The 16,225-nt window shown below is 38.6% G+C and carries 16 protein-coding genes; 8 read left to right on the top strand and 8 right to left on the bottom strand.

All coding sequences use genetic code 11. The features are described from left to right. Positions 1-214: 214 nt before the first annotated feature. The 7 genes from AM608_RS03020 (at position 215) to rlmH (ending at position 7,382) form a co-directional block, all read left to right on the top strand. The gene (locus tag AM608_RS03020) at positions 215-1,165 is read left to right on the top strand and encodes a hypothetical protein (protein ID WP_053581822.1); all 951 of its coding nucleotides are present in this window, start codon (positions 215-217) and stop codon (positions 1,163-1,165) included. A 51-nt stretch (positions 1,166-1,216) separates the two neighbouring features. Beyond that, on the top strand, positions 1,217-2,299 hold the full coding sequence (murG, locus tag AM608_RS03015; protein ID WP_053580725.1) for an undecaprenyldiphospho-muramoylpentapeptide beta-N-acetylglucosaminyltransferase: 1,083 nt from the start codon (positions 1,217-1,219) through the stop codon (positions 2,297-2,299). A gap of 5 nt (positions 2,300-2,304) precedes the next feature. Then, positions 2,305-3,213, top strand: coding sequence for a hypothetical protein (locus AM608_RS03010; RefSeq protein ID WP_053580724.1), 909 nt, complete (start codon positions 2,305-2,307; stop codon positions 3,211-3,213). A 54-nt stretch (positions 3,214-3,267) separates the two neighbouring features. Continuing rightward, on the top strand, positions 3,268-4,620 hold the full coding sequence (gene murC, locus AM608_RS03005; protein ID WP_053580723.1) for a UDP-N-acetylmuramate--L-alanine ligase: 1,353 nt from the start codon (positions 3,268-3,270) through the stop codon (positions 4,618-4,620). A gap of 60 nt (positions 4,621-4,680) precedes the next feature. Beyond that, entirely contained in the window at positions 4,681-6,096 is a 1,416-nt protein-coding gene (locus AM608_RS03000; RefSeq protein WP_053580722.1) for a S1C family serine protease, read from the top strand. A 303-nt stretch (positions 6,097-6,399) separates the two neighbouring features. Continuing rightward, a complete protein-coding gene (locus AM608_RS02995) occupies positions 6,400-6,864 on the top strand; it encodes a macro domain-containing protein (protein WP_053580721.1) in 465 nt (154 codons plus the stop codon). A gap of 44 nt (positions 6,865-6,908) precedes the next feature. Next, positions 6,909-7,382, top strand: coding sequence for a 23S rRNA (pseudouridine(1915)-N(3))-methyltransferase RlmH (rlmH, locus tag AM608_RS02990; protein WP_053580720.1), 474 nt, complete (start codon positions 6,909-6,911; stop codon positions 7,380-7,382). On the opposite strand, the gene AM608_RS02985 is transcribed toward rlmH, so the two are convergent. The 3 genes from AM608_RS02985 to AM608_RS02975 form a co-directional block, all read right to left on the bottom strand. Beyond that, positions 7,383-8,177 (bottom strand): 1-acyl-sn-glycerol-3-phosphate acyltransferase, encoded by a 795-nt coding sequence (locus AM608_RS02985; RefSeq protein ID WP_053580719.1) that lies wholly within the window; start codon positions 8,175-8,177, stop codon positions 7,383-7,385. It lies immediately after the preceding gene. Between the two features lie 185 nt (positions 8,178-8,362). Beyond that, positions 8,363-9,313 (bottom strand): electron transfer flavoprotein subunit alpha/FixB family protein, encoded by a 951-nt coding sequence (locus AM608_RS02980; RefSeq protein ID WP_053580718.1) that lies wholly within the window; start codon positions 9,311-9,313, stop codon positions 8,363-8,365. Positions 9,314-9,319: 6 nt separating this feature from the next. Next, positions 9,320-10,066: an electron transfer flavoprotein subunit beta/FixA family protein gene (locus tag AM608_RS02975; RefSeq protein WP_053581821.1), complete on the bottom strand. Its 747-nt coding sequence runs from the start codon at positions 10,064-10,066 to the stop codon at positions 9,320-9,322. Between the two features lie 157 nt (positions 10,067-10,223). On the opposite strand from AM608_RS02975, the gene AM608_RS02970 reads away from it, so the two are divergent. After that, a complete protein-coding gene (locus AM608_RS02970; protein WP_053580717.1) occupies positions 10,224-10,883 on the top strand; it encodes a trans-aconitate 2-methyltransferase in 660 nt (219 codons plus the stop codon). A 15-nt stretch (positions 10,884-10,898) separates the two neighbouring features. On the opposite strand, the gene AM608_RS02965 is transcribed toward AM608_RS02970, so the two are convergent. The 5 genes from AM608_RS02965 to AM608_RS02945 form a co-directional block, all read right to left on the bottom strand. Continuing rightward, the gene (locus AM608_RS02965; RefSeq protein WP_053580716.1) at positions 10,899-11,633 is read right to left on the bottom strand and encodes a shikimate dehydrogenase; all 735 of its coding nucleotides are present in this window, start codon (positions 11,631-11,633) and stop codon (positions 10,899-10,901) included. 68 nt (positions 11,634-11,701) lie between these two features. Then, the gene (locus AM608_RS02960) at positions 11,702-12,682 is read right to left on the bottom strand and encodes a polyprenyl synthetase family protein (RefSeq protein ID WP_053580715.1); all 981 of its coding nucleotides are present in this window, start codon (positions 12,680-12,682) and stop codon (positions 11,702-11,704) included. Beyond that, entirely contained in the window at positions 12,679-14,529 is a 1,851-nt protein-coding gene (locus tag AM608_RS02955; protein ID WP_053580714.1) for a DNA topoisomerase IV subunit B, read from the bottom strand. The genes AM608_RS02960 and AM608_RS02955 overlap by 4 nt, the downstream gene beginning before the upstream one ends. A 79-nt stretch (positions 14,530-14,608) precedes the next feature. Next, positions 14,609-15,514: a hypothetical protein gene (locus AM608_RS02950; protein WP_053580713.1), complete on the bottom strand. Its 906-nt coding sequence runs from the start codon at positions 15,512-15,514 to the stop codon at positions 14,609-14,611. A 39-nt stretch (positions 15,515-15,553) separates the two neighbouring features. After that, positions 15,554-15,943 carry a hypothetical protein gene (locus tag AM608_RS02945; protein WP_157466234.1) on the bottom strand — a complete coding sequence of 130 codons (390 nt, stop codon included), beginning with the start codon at positions 15,941-15,943 and terminating at the stop codon, positions 15,554-15,556. Positions 15,944-16,225 lie beyond the last annotated feature (282 nt).

The following is a 16,225-nucleotide window of genomic DNA, read 5'->3' as shown; positions in this document are numbered from 1 at the left end:
TTAGTGGAAGGCTTCAACTTTGCCAAGGTTTCAAATTTTGGTAAAATTCATAACACTAAAGCGAAGAAAGAATGGGGTAAATGCGAAAGCTGAGGGGGAAAGGGTAGATTTTGATTTTTCAGATGATTTTTTGAAGCAGTTTGTAATAAAAATAGTACCTTTGCACTTTCAGAATAAAATTGTTTAACAAATGAAAAGAATATTATACCTATGTATGGCAATCGTTTTTATAGCTTGCCATAAAAACAATGACGAAGTTCCCCAACCAGACCCTAATAAACCTACCCCTGATAAGCCAATTCCAGACAAACCCAAGCCTGATAACCCCAAACCTAATACCCCTACGAATGCCTATTTGTATGGCATTACTATAGACGACAGTTGGGATAAAACCAAAGTTACTGTTCAGCAGATTGTGAGTGCTATCAAGGCGATGCCAGTAAAGCCTACGGTGCGCATTGTGATGTCCAAGGGTACAGCGATAGCTAATTACAAACCGCTTTTTTCGGCTGTTCATCAAGTAGCTTATGTGATGGCAACACCTGCCGATTCAGAAGATATGAAAGGTTACAAAACTGTGGATAGTTATGTAAAGAGATTTCAAGATTCGTATAAAGAACTCTCGGCATATACGGATTTTTGGGAAGTGGGCAATGAAATTAACGGAGAAGGTTGGATGGGTGACAACCCTCAGTTTATTGCCGATAAGGCCTATGGTGCTTATAAGTTTATCCGCAGTAAAAATGCGAAAACAGTGCTTGTGAGCTACTATTTTAAACCAGGTGACCAAAAGGTGACGATGGAGGATTGGCTAAAAAGATATATCCCCGAAGATATGAAAAAGCAGTTGGATTACGTGTTAGTAAGCTATTATGAAGATGATAACGACAATTACCAGCCTAATTGGCAAGAAGTATTTAACAATTTAGAGTCTATTTTCCCGAGTGTTAAATTGGGCATAGGGGAGTGTGGCAATAACGATTATAAGAAGTACTCTGTACAGAGTAAAGTGCAAAGAGCTAAGCACTATTATTCGATGCCTAAATATGTAAAGAACTACGCGGGCGGTTATTTTTGGTGGTATTGGGTGCAGGACTGTGTGCCTCATCAAAACAGTGAAGTTTTTAAGGCTATCAACAGCAGTATTAAGCAAACGCTTAAATAATATTGCTTTTTGTGAAGATTTGCGTACCTTTGCACCAAATTAGAACGAGAAATGAAAAAGTTTATCATATCAGGAGGAGGTACAGGCGGGCATATTTTTCCTGCTATCGCTATTGCCGATGAATTGAAAAGACGTATTCCAGATGCCGACATTCTGTTTGTGGGCGCCAAAGACCGTATGGAGATGCAAAAGGTACCACAGGCGGGTTATCCTATTGAAGGGCTTTGGATTTCGGGTATTCAGCGTAAAATTACCTTGCAGAACCTGCTATTTCCCTTAAAATTCATCAGTAGCTTGCTGAAATCTTGGAGCATTATCAAGCGTTTTAAACCCGATGCCGTAATAGGTACCGGAGGTTTTGCTAGCGGTGCTGTGGTGAAGGTAGCTGGCGGAATGGGTATTCCTACTTTCATTCAAGAACAGAATTCGTATGCGGGTATTACCAACAAAATGCTTTCTAAAAAAGCAAAAAAAATATGTGTGGCTTACGATGCAATGGAACAGTTCTTCCCCAAAGAGAAAATCGTAAAAACAGGTAATCCTATTCGCGGTGGACTCTTGGATATAGCAAAGCACCGCACAGAAGGACTGACATATTTTCAGCTGAACCCTGAGCAAAAAACGTTATTGGTATTAGGGGGTAGTTTAGGAGCCAGGCGTATCAATCAGCTGGTAGAAGAGCAGTTGCCTTTATTTGAAAAACTTGGGGTGCAAGTGTTATGGCAGTGTGGCAAACTGTATTATGAAGAGTACAAGAAATATGAAAGCGAACGAGTGAAAGTTTTAGCTTTTATTGACAAAATGGAGTTGGCTTATGCTGTTGCCGATGTAATTATCTCTCGCGCAGGAGCCAGCTCGGTGAGCGAATTGTGTGTAGTGGGAAAACCTGTGATATTTATTCCTTCGCCCAATGTGGCAGAAGACCACCAGACCAAAAATGCACGAGCTATTGAGCAAAAACAGGCTGCTATTTTGATACGCGAAACTGATTTAGGCACTACTTTTGCTACTACTTTTACCGAACTCATAAACGACGAGGCAAAACAGCAGAGCCTGTCGCAACACATTAAGACGTTGGCTTTGCCTAATGCTACTGAGGAAATAGTAAATATTATCTTAGAAAATAAGAATTAAAACAGATGAAGAGACTTTTTACATTTATAGCACTGGGGTGTGCCGCATTTACTTTTGCGCAAAACCAATTGGGAAAACAGTTTTTTATAGATACTAAAAGCGATGAATTTAAAAGAGGCATCGTGGAAGTGAAGGAATACGTGAATTACGACGCATATTTGCAGTTACAAAGAAACCTTAAATCGGGCAATTCGGCAGGTATTAATAGCGATATGATTCGCCAAGCATATATGACGCGAAAGGTAGTTCTGCCGAAAGGGAATTACGTTATTGACAACGATGAACAGCGCTTTGAATTCGAGATAGGCAACAACGGGCAGTTTGTAGGTGAAGGGCAGTTTGAAAACAAGGAAAAAAACCTAAAATCTACCTATATCTTCGCCAATGGGAAGCTCTCGGAAATACACATATTCAATACCGAAGGTAGATTGCGCAAGAAAAACATCTTCAAAGGGAACATTATTGAAGGACACGTGTTTGACCACGCTGGTAAGCTCGCCCAAAAGATAGAAATACACACTAACTTGAAGGAAGGAGCCGACCAAATAGTTACTACTTACCACAAGAATGGCAATCCTAGCAAAGAAGTGAATACTATCAAGAGTACTACAAAGGAATTTTACCAAAACGGGAAGCTGAAATTAGACCAAGTGGATAGCAAAATCACTACTAAATATGACCCAACTGGGAAAATTACTGAAAAATGGTATGTTACTGAAAACGGCAATTGTCGTGAAACTTATGACAAAGGAGTAATTAGCCAAAAAACTTGTGAAGATCGCAGTACAAAAGAGACTACTGTTTCCATCTACAAGAATGGAAAATTAGACAATTATACTGTAACTGATACTAAGAAAAAGGAAGTTCGCAAATACGATGCTTCAAAAAAGCTAATAGAAACTAAAAAATTATGAGGTAATTGAGTGAAGAATTAAAAACTCTTACCTCTTACTTCGCATTTTATACAAATGGATTTACAACCTATACAGAACGTTTATTTTATAGGCATAGGGGGCATAGGAATGTCTGCCCTTGCTCGTTATTTTAATGCCAATGGCAAAAAGGTATGTGGTTATGACCGTACCCCCACTGAAATTACTGAAATGCTCGAAAAAGAAGGCATAAAAGTACATTTTACCGATGATGTAAATGCTATTCCCGCCTCTTTTAAAGACAAGCGCACTACGCTGGTAGTATATACACCTGCTGTACCCAAAGACCATAAGGAATTAAACTATTTTCAGCAAAATGGCTACGAAGTAGTAAAACGCTCGGAAGTATTAGGGTTTATCACCAAAAATACATTCTGTCTTGCGGTGGCAGGTACGCACGGTAAAACCACTACTTCAAGTATTCTCGCCCATTTATTAGTGGAAGCAGGAGCCTCAGTAAGTGCGTTTTTAGGAGGGATTGCTGAAAACTTCAACAGCAACTTAGTACTGAAAGGCAGTGAGTACACTGTGGCAGAAGCCGATGAGTTCGACCGTTCCTTCTTGCGACTCTCGCCCAATATAGCTTGTATCACCTCTATGGATGCCGACCATCTCGACATTTATGGCGATAAAGAACACTTGATAGAAGGTTTTAGAGAGTTTGCAGGTAAGATAAAACCAGGGGGAAGTCTTATAGTGCGCAATGGTTTAGATATAGAAGGTGAGACCTATGGATTGGAAGATAATGCCGATTATACTTTCCAAAATATAACGGTAAAGAACGGTATTTACCATTTTGATTTTCATTATAAAGGAGGCGTCTATAAAGACTATACTTTATTGAAGCCAGGAAGACATAATCTACTCAATGCCTTAGCAGCCGTATCGATGGCGGTAAAAGCAGGATTTGCCCCTGAAAAGTTACTCCCTCATTTGGCTACATTCAAAGGTGTGAAAAGGCGTTTCTCGTATATTATCAAGGGAGACAACTTTGCCTTTATAGATGATTATGCACATCACCCTTCGGAAATTAATGCGTTGTTCCAAGCGGTAGAGGAGATGTACCCACACACTCCTAAAACTATTGTCTTCCAACCCCATTTGTTCACCCGTACACGTGACTTTTTAGACGATTTTGCAAAAAGCCTATCACAGTTTGATGATGTAGTTCTATTGGATATTTACCCTGCTCGAGAGCTGCCTATTGAAGGTATTACTTCACAAGTATTGTTAGACAAAGTGACGGCTAAACAGAAAATATTGGTGAGCAAAGCAGAATTGATACCTTTATTGCTTAAAAAACAACCAAAATTATTACTTGCTGTAGGAGCAGGCGATATAGGAGCTGAAGTAGAGAAAATTAAAGAAGCTTTTACCGTCGGTCATTAAAATGGCACAATTGTTGCCTAATCGTTTTACGATATAAAACAAATTAGTAAAACAAAAAATATGATGAAGAATTATGCAACAATGATAGCTGCTGCCTTTCTCGGCGGGGCTATGACCTTAGGAGGATATAAACTCTTTATAGATAAACACGATGCCAAACAAGAAGCGCTTGATTTGCTTTCACGTCCTGCTTTGGTACAAACTAATCACACCACTCCTGAAAGAACGGTAGCAGGTGAGACCAACTTTGTAGAAGCAGCTAACAAAACGGTGAATAGCGTAGTGCACGTGAAGAACACTGTAAAATCACAAGGAGGCGTTACCTCTATCTTCGACCTTTTTTACGGTAATGCTGGAGGCGAACAAACCCAAGTAGGTACAGGCTCTGGCGTTATCATTACCCCCGATGGCTATATAGTAACCAATAACCACGTGATTGCCAATGCTACTACTTTGGAGGTTACCCTTAACAACAATAAAACTTATACAGCTAAACTTATAGGTACAGATGCTTCTTCGGATATTGCCTTACTGAAAATAGAAGCCGACGAAAAACTACCTTTCCTCACCTTTGCGGACTCCGATAATACGCAAGTAGGCGAATGGGTGCTTGCGGTAGGGAATCCTTTCAACTTAAATTCTACCGTTACTGCGGGAATCATCAGTGCAAAAGCGCGTAATATCAGCGATCGCGGTAGCGATAAAATAGAATCGTTTATACAAACCGATGCCGTGGTGAATATGGGAAACAGTGGGGGAGCTTTGGTAAACCTCAATGGTGATCTCATTGGTATCAATACTGCTATCTCATCTACTACGGGTGTGTATATGGGCTACTCGTTTGCTGTGCCTAGCAATATCGCTAAGAAAGTGGTAGAGGATTTGATAGAATACGGGAATGTACAACGCGGGGTTATGGGCGTACGCGGACAAGGATTAGACTCTGAAGTAGCCAAAAAACTCAATGTCAAAGAAACTGAAGGATTCTATGTAGATTCAGTAGACGATGAGTCAGGAGCAGGAGCTGCCGGACTTAAAAAAGGAGACATCATCAAGCAAATCGATAATGTGAAGATACATAAATACTCTGACCTTAGCGGTCACATCGCTTCTAAACGTCCTGGTGATATGCTAAAAGTAACTTACGTACGCGAAGGTAAAGAACGCACTGCCAATATCACACTTAAGAAAAATACTACTTATGTAATACAATCCTTAGGTTTGGAAGTGAAAAACCTTTCAGATGCTGACCACAAGCGATTTAAAACTAAAAACGGAGTGAAGGTTACCGCTGCGGGTCAGTTTTATGAGTACAATAATATCAATATAGTGGGGAAAGTGTTGCTTTCAGTGAATGGAAAGACCATTAAAGATGTAGATGAATTGAAAAATATAATGTCTACTCTTTCTTCACGTAATCGAAACTCGTTAGAAATCTTGAATGAAAAAGGAGAAAAAGAAAGATTCTTTTTCTAATGATAAAACAATAATGATAATCACTCTTGCATTATAAAAAAGAGATGAGAAAAGTCTCCAATCTCCTTCACATCACAAACTTTGTCAAAGTTTAAGTACTTTGACAAAGTTTTTTATGAATCTAAATAGTGTACTTGTATAATTTATTATAAGTATTCTGTTCCCTTATAAAAGTTTTTAATATAGAACTTGACTTAAATAGTAAAAAAAGAGTTGTTTATTGTGATGAAAGTAATAAAAAATTGTTTTTGTAGTGTTAATAAAAATTAGTTATCTTTGCCAAAATAACAAAAGATTTAAGCGATGATACATTATTTAAAAGCAGATGCTACGGTGCCACAAGCCGAAGGGAACATTGTTATCGCCCATATTTGTAATGATATAGGTGCTTGGGGGAAAGGATTTGTGTTAGCACTTTCCAAACGCTGGAAATACCCCGAAAAACAATACAAACAATGGTATAAAGAAGGTGAAAATTTTGCTTTGGGAGAGGTACAATTTGTGTCGGTAGAAGAGAAGATATGGGTTGCAAATCTCATTGGGCAACACAATATATACAATGATGAAAACGATAACCCGCCTATTCGTTACGAGGCTGTGAAAAGAGGATTGCAAATAATAGCCGATTTTGCTTATGAAATAAATGCCAAAGTGCAAATGCCTCGCATAGGTTGCGGATTGGCAGGAGGCTCTTGGGACAGAATTGAGAAACTTATAAGACAAACACTTTTAAGGAAAAACATCGAAGTATTTGTTTGTGATTTATAACCTTATTTTTATTTTTTACCTTTTAGCTTTTATCCTGAAAAATAATGAACATCAAACTTCTCGTGGTGGGCAAGACCGATAATCCTGCTTTGCAACAGCTTATTGATATGTATGAAAAACGACTTTCGTATTACATCAATTTTGAATTGCAACTCTTGCCCGATATTAAGAATAGCAAATCACTATCGGAAGAGCAACAAAAAGCAAAAGAAGGGGAGCTTATCCTCGGCAATGTAGCCTCGTCTCATCATCTGATACTCTTAGACGAACGTGGCAAAGAGTTTACTTCAGTAGCTTTTGCCGATGAATTGCAAAAGAAAATGAATGCCGGCATCAAGCAGCTCACCTTTGTGATTGGGGGACCTTATGGTTTTTCAAAAGAAGTATACGACCGTGCTAATGGCAAGTTGTCACTTTCCAAACTCACCTTTTCACACCAAATGATACGCCTATTTTTTGTAGAACAGCTCTACCGTGCTTTTACGATTCTCCGTAATGAGCCCTATCATCATCAGTAATTAGGGTTGTGGTGTTGTTACTGTTTTAGGAGCTTCTTCACCGTCTAATTTCTTAACTTTAAGGAATGATTCGTGTTGTTCGATAGCCATTTCTATTTTAGCTACAATTTCTTCAACCGTATCATTTTCGTAATCTATTTGCAAAGGCGATTTGATAATCATCGATTGTTGCACTCCTTTCTTTTTGATGTTTATTCCCTTTTTATCAAACGAGCGACGGAATCCATCGATTACGATGGGCACCACCACAGGTCTGTATTGCTTGATGAGGTGTGCAGTACCCTTGCGGATAGGTTTCCACGGCGAGGTAGTGCCCTGCGGGAAGGTAATCACCCAACCATCGGCAAGGGCGATACCTATGTTTTCTACATCAACTCGGCGGACTTCGCGATGTATTTCTTTACCTTTTTCGCGCCAAGTTCTGTTCACCGGTATAGCTCCTGCGTAACCTAATATTTTGGGCAGAATCCCTGATTTCATAGTCTCGGAAGCCGCCACGTAATAAATGTTGAGTTTCGGGTTCCACAGATAGCCCATATTATCTAAGGTGTTCTTACGTCCTTTAAGACTTGCATTGAACACGTGAAACATAGCCGTTACGTCGGCAAAATAAGTCTGGTGATTTGAAATGAACAGTACATTTTGTGGTGGCAATTCACGAATAACGTCCGAACCCTCAATCTTCAGTTGGTTAAAACCATCATACCTGCTGTGAGTAAGGATACCAAAAACGCGGATGAGCCATCGTTTTACGAAAAGTGTATGTCCGAAAGGGTCTTTTTTAAATAAAGGCATTGTTCAATTTTTTGATTAGGTGATGAGCTAAAAAGTCAATTAGTATAGTAACAAATTAACTCATTAACTCATCAGTTTAGTTTATTGAAAAGTCTCTCTTGCTTTCTGCATAGCATTCTTTGTATTGGTTGTAAATCTTCACAGTTTCTTGGGCATTTCCCAGCCGTGAAAAGTTATTATAAAAATTAAAGTTTAGCTTTTAGTTTTTCTATAAGCTTGGGAACAACTTCAAAAGCATCGCCTACCACGCCGTAATCGGCAGCTTTAAAGAAAGGAGCCTCGGCATCGCTGTTGATAACCAGCTTCACTTTTGAGGCATTAACCCCTGCCAAGTGTTGTATAGCACCTGAAATGCCAATGGCAATATACAAGTTAGGCGCAACGGGTTTTCCTGTTTGTCCTACGTGCTCAGCGTGTGGACGCCAACCCATATCGGCCACAGGCTTAGAACAAGCGGTGGCAGCGCCGAGTACTTCGGCAAGATCTTCGATTATGTACCAATTCTCGGCGGCTCTTAATCCGCGTCCTCCTGATACCACAATAGAGGCATCGTCTAACGGTACTTTTCCTGTAGCCTTCTCGGTAGCGATTATCTTTATATCGAAATCACTATCTGAAAGGGTAGGGGAGAAGGGTTCTACAATTGCCGGAGTAGGATTTTCTTTTACTCCGAAGGCATTAGGAGCTAATCCTACTATTTTTATAGGTGTTGTGATTTTGTTTAAACTTACGGCTTTGTTAGAAAAGGCATTACTCTTAATAGTAAAATCGTTTTCAGGGAGTGAAATGGCGTTAGGTACATAACCTGCTTGTAGAGAAATGGCTAATAAAGGGGCAATATTCTTGGCTTGCGACGAGGCGCTGAAAAGCACCGTTGTACTCCCTTCTTTCTTCACTGCCTGTTGTAATATTTGTGCTACAGCCTTCGCCGAAAAGTGTTGTAGCTTTTCATCGGCTACGTTCAATACTTTATCAATACCATAAGTGCCTAACATTTCAGGATTATCAATGTTGATAGCTACTGCTACTATTTTGGTATTTTGTTTCTGAGCAAGAGTTTTGGCATAAGTAGCCACTTCATAACTACTTTTCTTTACTTTTCCGTTTTCGGAATCTATATATATGAGTATGGACATTTTTTATTAAATTACTTTAGCTTCGTTGTGTAATAAATCGATAAGAGTATCTAAATCATCAGCCGATACCATTTTTACAGGTTTTTTGGCAGGAAGTTTCTCAAAACCTATGGTTGTTACTTTCGTATCTGTATTTTCAGCAGGCAACACGGTAATTACTTTAGTGCGAGCTGCCATTAGGTTGCGCATATTTGGTATACGAAGGTCTTTCTCTTGGGTAAGTCCTTTTTGTCCCGCAATTACTAACGGAAGAGTTGCGGAGAGTTTTTCCTTACCGCCGTCTATTTCTCGTTCAGCTGTTACCTCTGTCCCATTGATATCTAAACCTATGCATTTGTTGATAAAGGGTAGATTTAGTAATCCTGCCAAAAATCCTCCCACCATTCCGCCGTTATAATCAATAGATTCCTTTCCTGTAATGATAAGGTCGTAATTTTCCTCTTTAGCTACTTTAGCCAACTGAGTAGCTACAAAAAAAGCATCAGTAGGAGTGGCATCAATACGGATAATATCGTCAGCACCAATGGCGGAAGCCTTGCGCAATACGGGTTCTGTTTCTTGAGTGCCTACATTCACAAGGGTGATAGTAGCGCCTAACTTTTCTTTAAGTAAGATTGCCTTAGTGAGGCAGAATTCATCGTTAGGATTGATGATAAACTGCACTCCTGTAGGGTCAAACTTCTTATTTTCATCAGTAAAATTTATTTTCGAAGTAGTGTCGGGGACGCTACTGATACATACTAATATCTTCATAATCTTATAGATAATATAATTAAAATGATATATTAATAACCAAAAGGTGGTTATTTTTGAAGCGGTAAAAGTACTTCCTTTTGTATAACTGTGCAAACTATTATGCGAAAAAAATGTACCTTTGCCGTCTAACTATTTGAAATACTAAATAGAAATAATGAATCCTCCAGTAACCGATATGCAACTTTTAGGACAGTTATTGCGTTGCCCTAGCGGAATATATGCAAAAGAAGTAGGTGAATATACTTTCTTTTCCAATCGCACTATGATTTTCAATACTATTGATTATTTATCACTTTTGCCCAATAGCAATGTTTTAGAAATTGGCTTTGGCAATGCCAGCCATTTACCTTATTTATTTGAAAAAGAGCCAACCATTCACTATACAGGAGTAGAAACTTCTGGGGAAATGATAACTGAGGCTACTGTAAGCAATCCCGAATTGGTAGCGCAACAATCTGTTTCTTTTCTGCAAGTACAACCGGATGAGAGACTTGAGTTTAATATACTTTTTGATGTTTGCTTTTCAGTCAATACACTTTACTTTCTTAAAAGCCCTACTCGCTATTATCGCAATATTTATCAGTTGCTCAAGCCTATGGGAAAGGTAGTGATTACTTTTATTGATAAGTCAGTAGGAGAGAAAGCTCCTTTTGCACAAGTGGGATTTAAGTTTTATACTGTTCCCGAAGTGCGAAAGATACTCTTACACATAGGGTTTAAGAATATCAAAGAGTATACTTTTGAAGAAACACTTGTTTCTAAGAGTGGCAAGAAAATACGTCGTCCTTATTGCATAATGATGGGAGAAAAATAAAAAACTCTCTGCTTTTTATTCTTTATTCCATATTTCCCACGCTTTTTCAGCTTGAAGTTCTAACATTAGTTGCCCATTACAAATAATAGCTCCCTGCTTTTCCCCTCTGTGTAGAAATGTAGTTTGTGAAGGATTATAAATAAGGTCATAAAGTAAGTGCTCAGGAGTGAGATGCTGATAAGGAATAGGAGGACAGTCGTTAATATTAGGAAATGTACCTAAAGGAGTACAGTTAATAATAAGATGATAATTTTCTATAATCTCTTTGGTAAGTTCTGCGTAAGTAAACTGATTTATCTGTGGTGTGCAGGATACAAAACGATAATCAATATTTAGTTGTTTGAGTGCATAAGCAACAGCACTCGATGCACCTCCCGTGCCTAAGATAAGAGCGTGAGTATGCTCTGGTTGCAATAAGAGAGATAATGATTTGCTAAAGCCATAGTAGTCGGTATTATAGCCGACGAGTCCATCAGGAGTAACTTTTATAGTATTTACAGCTCCAATGGCTTGTGCAGTAGCATCAACGGCAGTAAGTAGCTTCATTACTTCTCGTTTATACGGAATGGTAACATTCATTCCTCGTAAATTGGGAGTGCTTTTTAAGAGAGCGGGTAATTCATTGAGATCTTGTATATCAAAATTGATATATTCACAATCATTAATACCTTCTCGTTTAAATTTCTCAGTGAAATATTTTCGAGAAAAAGAATAGCCAATATTACGACCCACAAGAGCAAAAATTGTCATAAGAAAACTTTTTTAATAGATAAACTATACAATATTATCTATATACTGAATGTTACCTCTTACCTAACTTAAATTTTCCTATCAATCACGTAATTTACCATTAGGGTTAAGGCTTCTTTATAAGGTGAGGTTGGGAATTCATCCAATATATTTAGGGCTTTTTGTTGGAACTCTTTCATTTTATTCGTAGCGTATTCCAGCCCTTTATGATTCTTTACAAATTCAATTACTTCCTTTACGCGTTTTTTGTCTTTGTTGTATTTTTTTACCGAATTGATAAGCCATTGTTTTTCTTCTTCAGAACAAGTATTGAGTACATAAATAAGTGGTAGGGTCATTTTTTGTTCTTTAATATCTATACCCGTAGGTTTGCCAATTGCGTCTTCGGTATAATCAAAAAGGTCGTCTTTTATTTGGAAAGCCATTCCTATGTATTCGCCAAAGAGTCTCATTTTCTCTATCACTTCGGTTTGTTCTGGCTGTACCGAACAAGCTCCCATCGCACAACAAGCGGCTATAAGCGTCGCGGTTTTCTGACGGATAATCTCGTAGTACACCTCTTCTACAATATCTAACCGGCGAGCTTTTTCTATCTGCAAGAGTTCGCCTTCACTCATTTCACGTACGGCTACCGAGATAATACGTAATAGGTCGAAATCACCATTGTCTATAGAGAGTAGTAAGCCTTTGGAAAGTAGGTAGTCACCCACCAATACAGCTATTTTGTTTTTCCATAAGGCATTGATTGAGAAGAACCCTCGGCGCTTGTTGCTGTCGTCCACTACATCATCGTGTACAAGGGTAGCAGTGTGTATGAGCTCTATTACCGATGCTCCCCGATAGGTGCGTTCGCTCACCTTACCTCCCGATACCATCTTAGCTACTAAGAACACAAACATCGGTCGCATTTGCTTGCCTTTGCGATTTACAATATAGTAGGTAATACGATTCAGTAAGGCAACCTTAGACGACATCGAGCTACGGAACTTCTGTTCAAAGAGTTCCATTTCTTCACGGATAGGTTCTTTTATTTGAGCTGTTATCTTCATTGCTCGAAGTTATCAATTTCTACTTTTAGATTGTTGATGATAAACTCTTGACGGTCAGGAGTGTTTTTGCCCATATAGAACTCCAAGAGCTGTTCGGTATGGATAGTTTTGTCCATCATTACAGGGTCTAAGCGTATATCTTCTCCTATAAAATCTTTAAACTCATCGGGAGAGATTTCTCCCAATCCTTTGAAACGAGTAATTTCAGGTTTGCCTTTTAACTTGTCTATGGCTGCTTCCTTTTCTTCTTCGCTGTAACAATATATTTTTTGCGTTTTGTTGCGCACACGGAATAGAGGTGTTTGCAGTATATATAAGTGCCCTTCTTTGATGATTTCGGGGAAGAACTGCAAAAAGAAAGTGATAAGCAAAAGACGAATGTGCATACCGTCTACATCAGCATCGGTGGCTACCACGATGTTATTGTAGCGAAGGTCGTCCATAGAGTCTTCAATATTTAGGGCGGCTTGTAATAGGTTGAACTCTTCATTTTCATACACTATTTTCTTACTCATTCCGTAGGTATTCAAAGGTTTACCACGTAGTGAGAAAACGGCTTGTGTGGTTACATCACGCGATTTGGTAATAGAGCCCGAAGCTGAATCTCCCTCAGTAATGAACAAGGTACTTTGTAGGGCACGCTCGTCTTTGGTATCGGTGAGGTGCACGCGACAGTCGCGTAGTTTACGATTGTGTAAGCTTGCTTTTTTAGCTCTTTCTTTAGCTAATTTGCGAATACCTGCCAAGTCTTCACGTTCGCGTTGTGCCTGCATAATCTTCCGTTGTAGCGCATCGGATATCTCAGGGTTTTTATGTAGGAAATCATCTAAGTGGCGACTGATGAAATCATTGATATAGGTGCGTACAGAAGGCATTCCTTCTCCCATTTCGGTAGAACCGAGCTTGGTTTTCGTTTGGCTCTCAAACACAGGTTCCATCACTTTGATTGAGAGACCTGCGATGATAGACTTACGCACATCGGAGGCATCATAGTTCTTTTTATAGAAGTCGCGAATGGTCTTTACATAAGCCTCTTTGAAAGCATTGAGGTGCGTACCCCCTTGTGTAGTATTCTGACCGTTTACAAAAGAGTAATACTCCTCGCTGTACTGAGTTTTGCTGTGAGATATGGCAATCTCAATATCTTCACCTCTAAGGTGAATGATAGGGTAAAGAAAATCCTCTTCATTGTTGTTTTCGGTAAGGAGGTCTTTGAGTCCGTTTTCAGAATAGTACTTTTCACCATTGTAGTTGATAGTAAGTCCCGGGTTCAGGTATACGTAGTTTTTGAGCATACGCACCACATACTCATTACGGAACTTGAAGTTCTTAAAGATAGTGTCGTCTGGAATAAAAGTTACGCTGGTACCGCGTCTTTTTTGGCTTTCTTCAATAGCGCTTTCTTCTTTTAGTAGACCTCTCTCAAAAATAGCCGATTTAGACTGACCATCGCGCACCGATTCCACTTTGAAGTAGGTAGAAAGGGCATTCACAGCTTTTGTACCTACCCCATTGAGTCCGATAGATTTCTTAAAAGCTCGGGAGTCGTACTTACCCCCCGTATTCATTTTCGATACTACATCTACTACCTTTCCTAAGGGAATACCGCGCCCATAGTCGCGTACTTCTACTTGGTTATCGGTGATTTTTACGTCGATGGTCTTACCAGCTCCCATCACGAACTCGTCTATACAGTTATCGATGACCTCTTTGAGAAGGATGTAAATACCGTCGTCGGCTGAAGAGCCATCGCCCAGCTTCCCGATATACATACCAGGGCGTGTACGAATGTGTTCTTGCCAGTCCAAAGAGCGGATACTATCCTCGTCATATCTAATTTCTTCCATAAAGTTTACTTTCGTTTTTAGATGTGCAAAAGTATTAAAAATTATTCATATCCAAAAAATAAATATCTGTCTCCTTTGCTTACAATTGTTTTGAAAAACAATTATAACATAAAGGTGTCGCTACCGTTACTTTCTTCTCCTCTCCACAGCAATGGCAGTACTTCTCTTCGTAGAAACGGTTGCCGAACTTCACCCACGCTTCATAACAGCTGTCGCACAAAGGCTTTGAAGGGTCAAAAGGAATAGCGGTATTACAACGAATACAGTGTCCTTTTTTCTCTTCTTGTACAGCATTTTCCTGAGGTGTTTCGGTTTCTACAGCTCTTTCAGGGGTAGGCTCGTGTTCTGCGAGTGGTCTGTTCTCGGCATTTGCGTAATTTTCGGGTACAAAAGAGGAGTAGCGGATAGGCTTCACCCCTCTGTTAGACAATACATCGTCTACCAAATCCAAATGCACAGTAGAGCCCACATAGTCTTTCGCCAGACCTAAAAACTTCTTGTTGTAGTTAGGACGTTTGGCAAAGATAGTGTAACCGCTGTCGAGTACACTCATAATGGTGTTTTTGGAAGTTTCGAAGAAATTGTTTTTGTTTACAAGGTCGGTGAGGGCTTTTTCGGCGAGTACGCCAAACTCTACCTTGTTTTCCAGCGAGTAATCCAAAAGGTTCATAGAGGTAATCACCGATTGCTTTTCGTTGGCATAATATTGTCCGTGTAACTGTGGAATATACACCATTGTGATATTCGGGAAGCCCAAGAAGTACTCAATATCTTCACGCTTACAATTTTCTCCTCCATTAGAGGTACTTTTACCAAACCCAATGAGTATATGCAGTTTGATGTTGTTTAAAAGCTGTTTAAAAACATTGTCTTTGAGGTAATCCCCCAGCTGAATATAAGGCGAAATGATAATAAGCTCCTTTTCCGCCTTAAAAAGGGTATCGTAAATAGTATCCGATAGTGGTTTTCCTGTTAAAAAGTCCATAGTGTATGATTTTGCTAAGTGTATGTTTATTAAAAGTGATTATAATAATAGTGTAGTATCAGTAACAGAAGATATTTCTTGTATTTCAGAAACTGGTTTAGTTATATATTTTCTTCTAAAATAATATTTCTCAACGCCATTCTTTTCTTGTTTTATAGTATCTTCCTGTATGAGAAATATAAAATCTGTTGTTTTATAGATGAAATATCTATTAGGGTCATTATCTCTTAAGATAGTATCATTATTTTTTAATACTATATTAAATGTCTTTCGTCCTTTTTTAACCTCTTTTGCCTCTTCTATTCCTATCATATATGAAGAGACAGAAAAAATAGCTATTCCTATTATAATAGCAAAAGTACTATCTAAAAAGAACCATATTATAACAATAAATACAATAACTAGGGCTATTATTCCTGTACTTTGCAATGATAGAAAATTAGACTTGTATAAAATAAACAAGCAAAATAAAAGAATAAGTATTAATAAGACTGCCTTTATAATATTTATTTTATTCCTTACATTATTCTTGCCCATCTGAATAAGAAAAGCTAAAAATGGAGTGCAAAAAAGTATTACAAATGATATTAGAAAATAGTATAATAGTGATTTTATATAAAGGAAATTTATGCAATCACTAATCTTAAAATACATTTCATAAGAAATACCAAACTCACCTAAAAAAGAAGTTAAATATATAAAACCTATAAA

The sequence above is a fragment of the Capnocytophaga sp. oral taxon 323 genome (assembly GCF_001278825.1).
Classification (GTDB): domain Bacteria; phylum Bacteroidota; class Bacteroidia; order Flavobacteriales; family Flavobacteriaceae; genus Capnocytophaga; species Capnocytophaga ochracea.
This window is presented reverse-complemented; position numbering and strand designations above follow the sequence as displayed.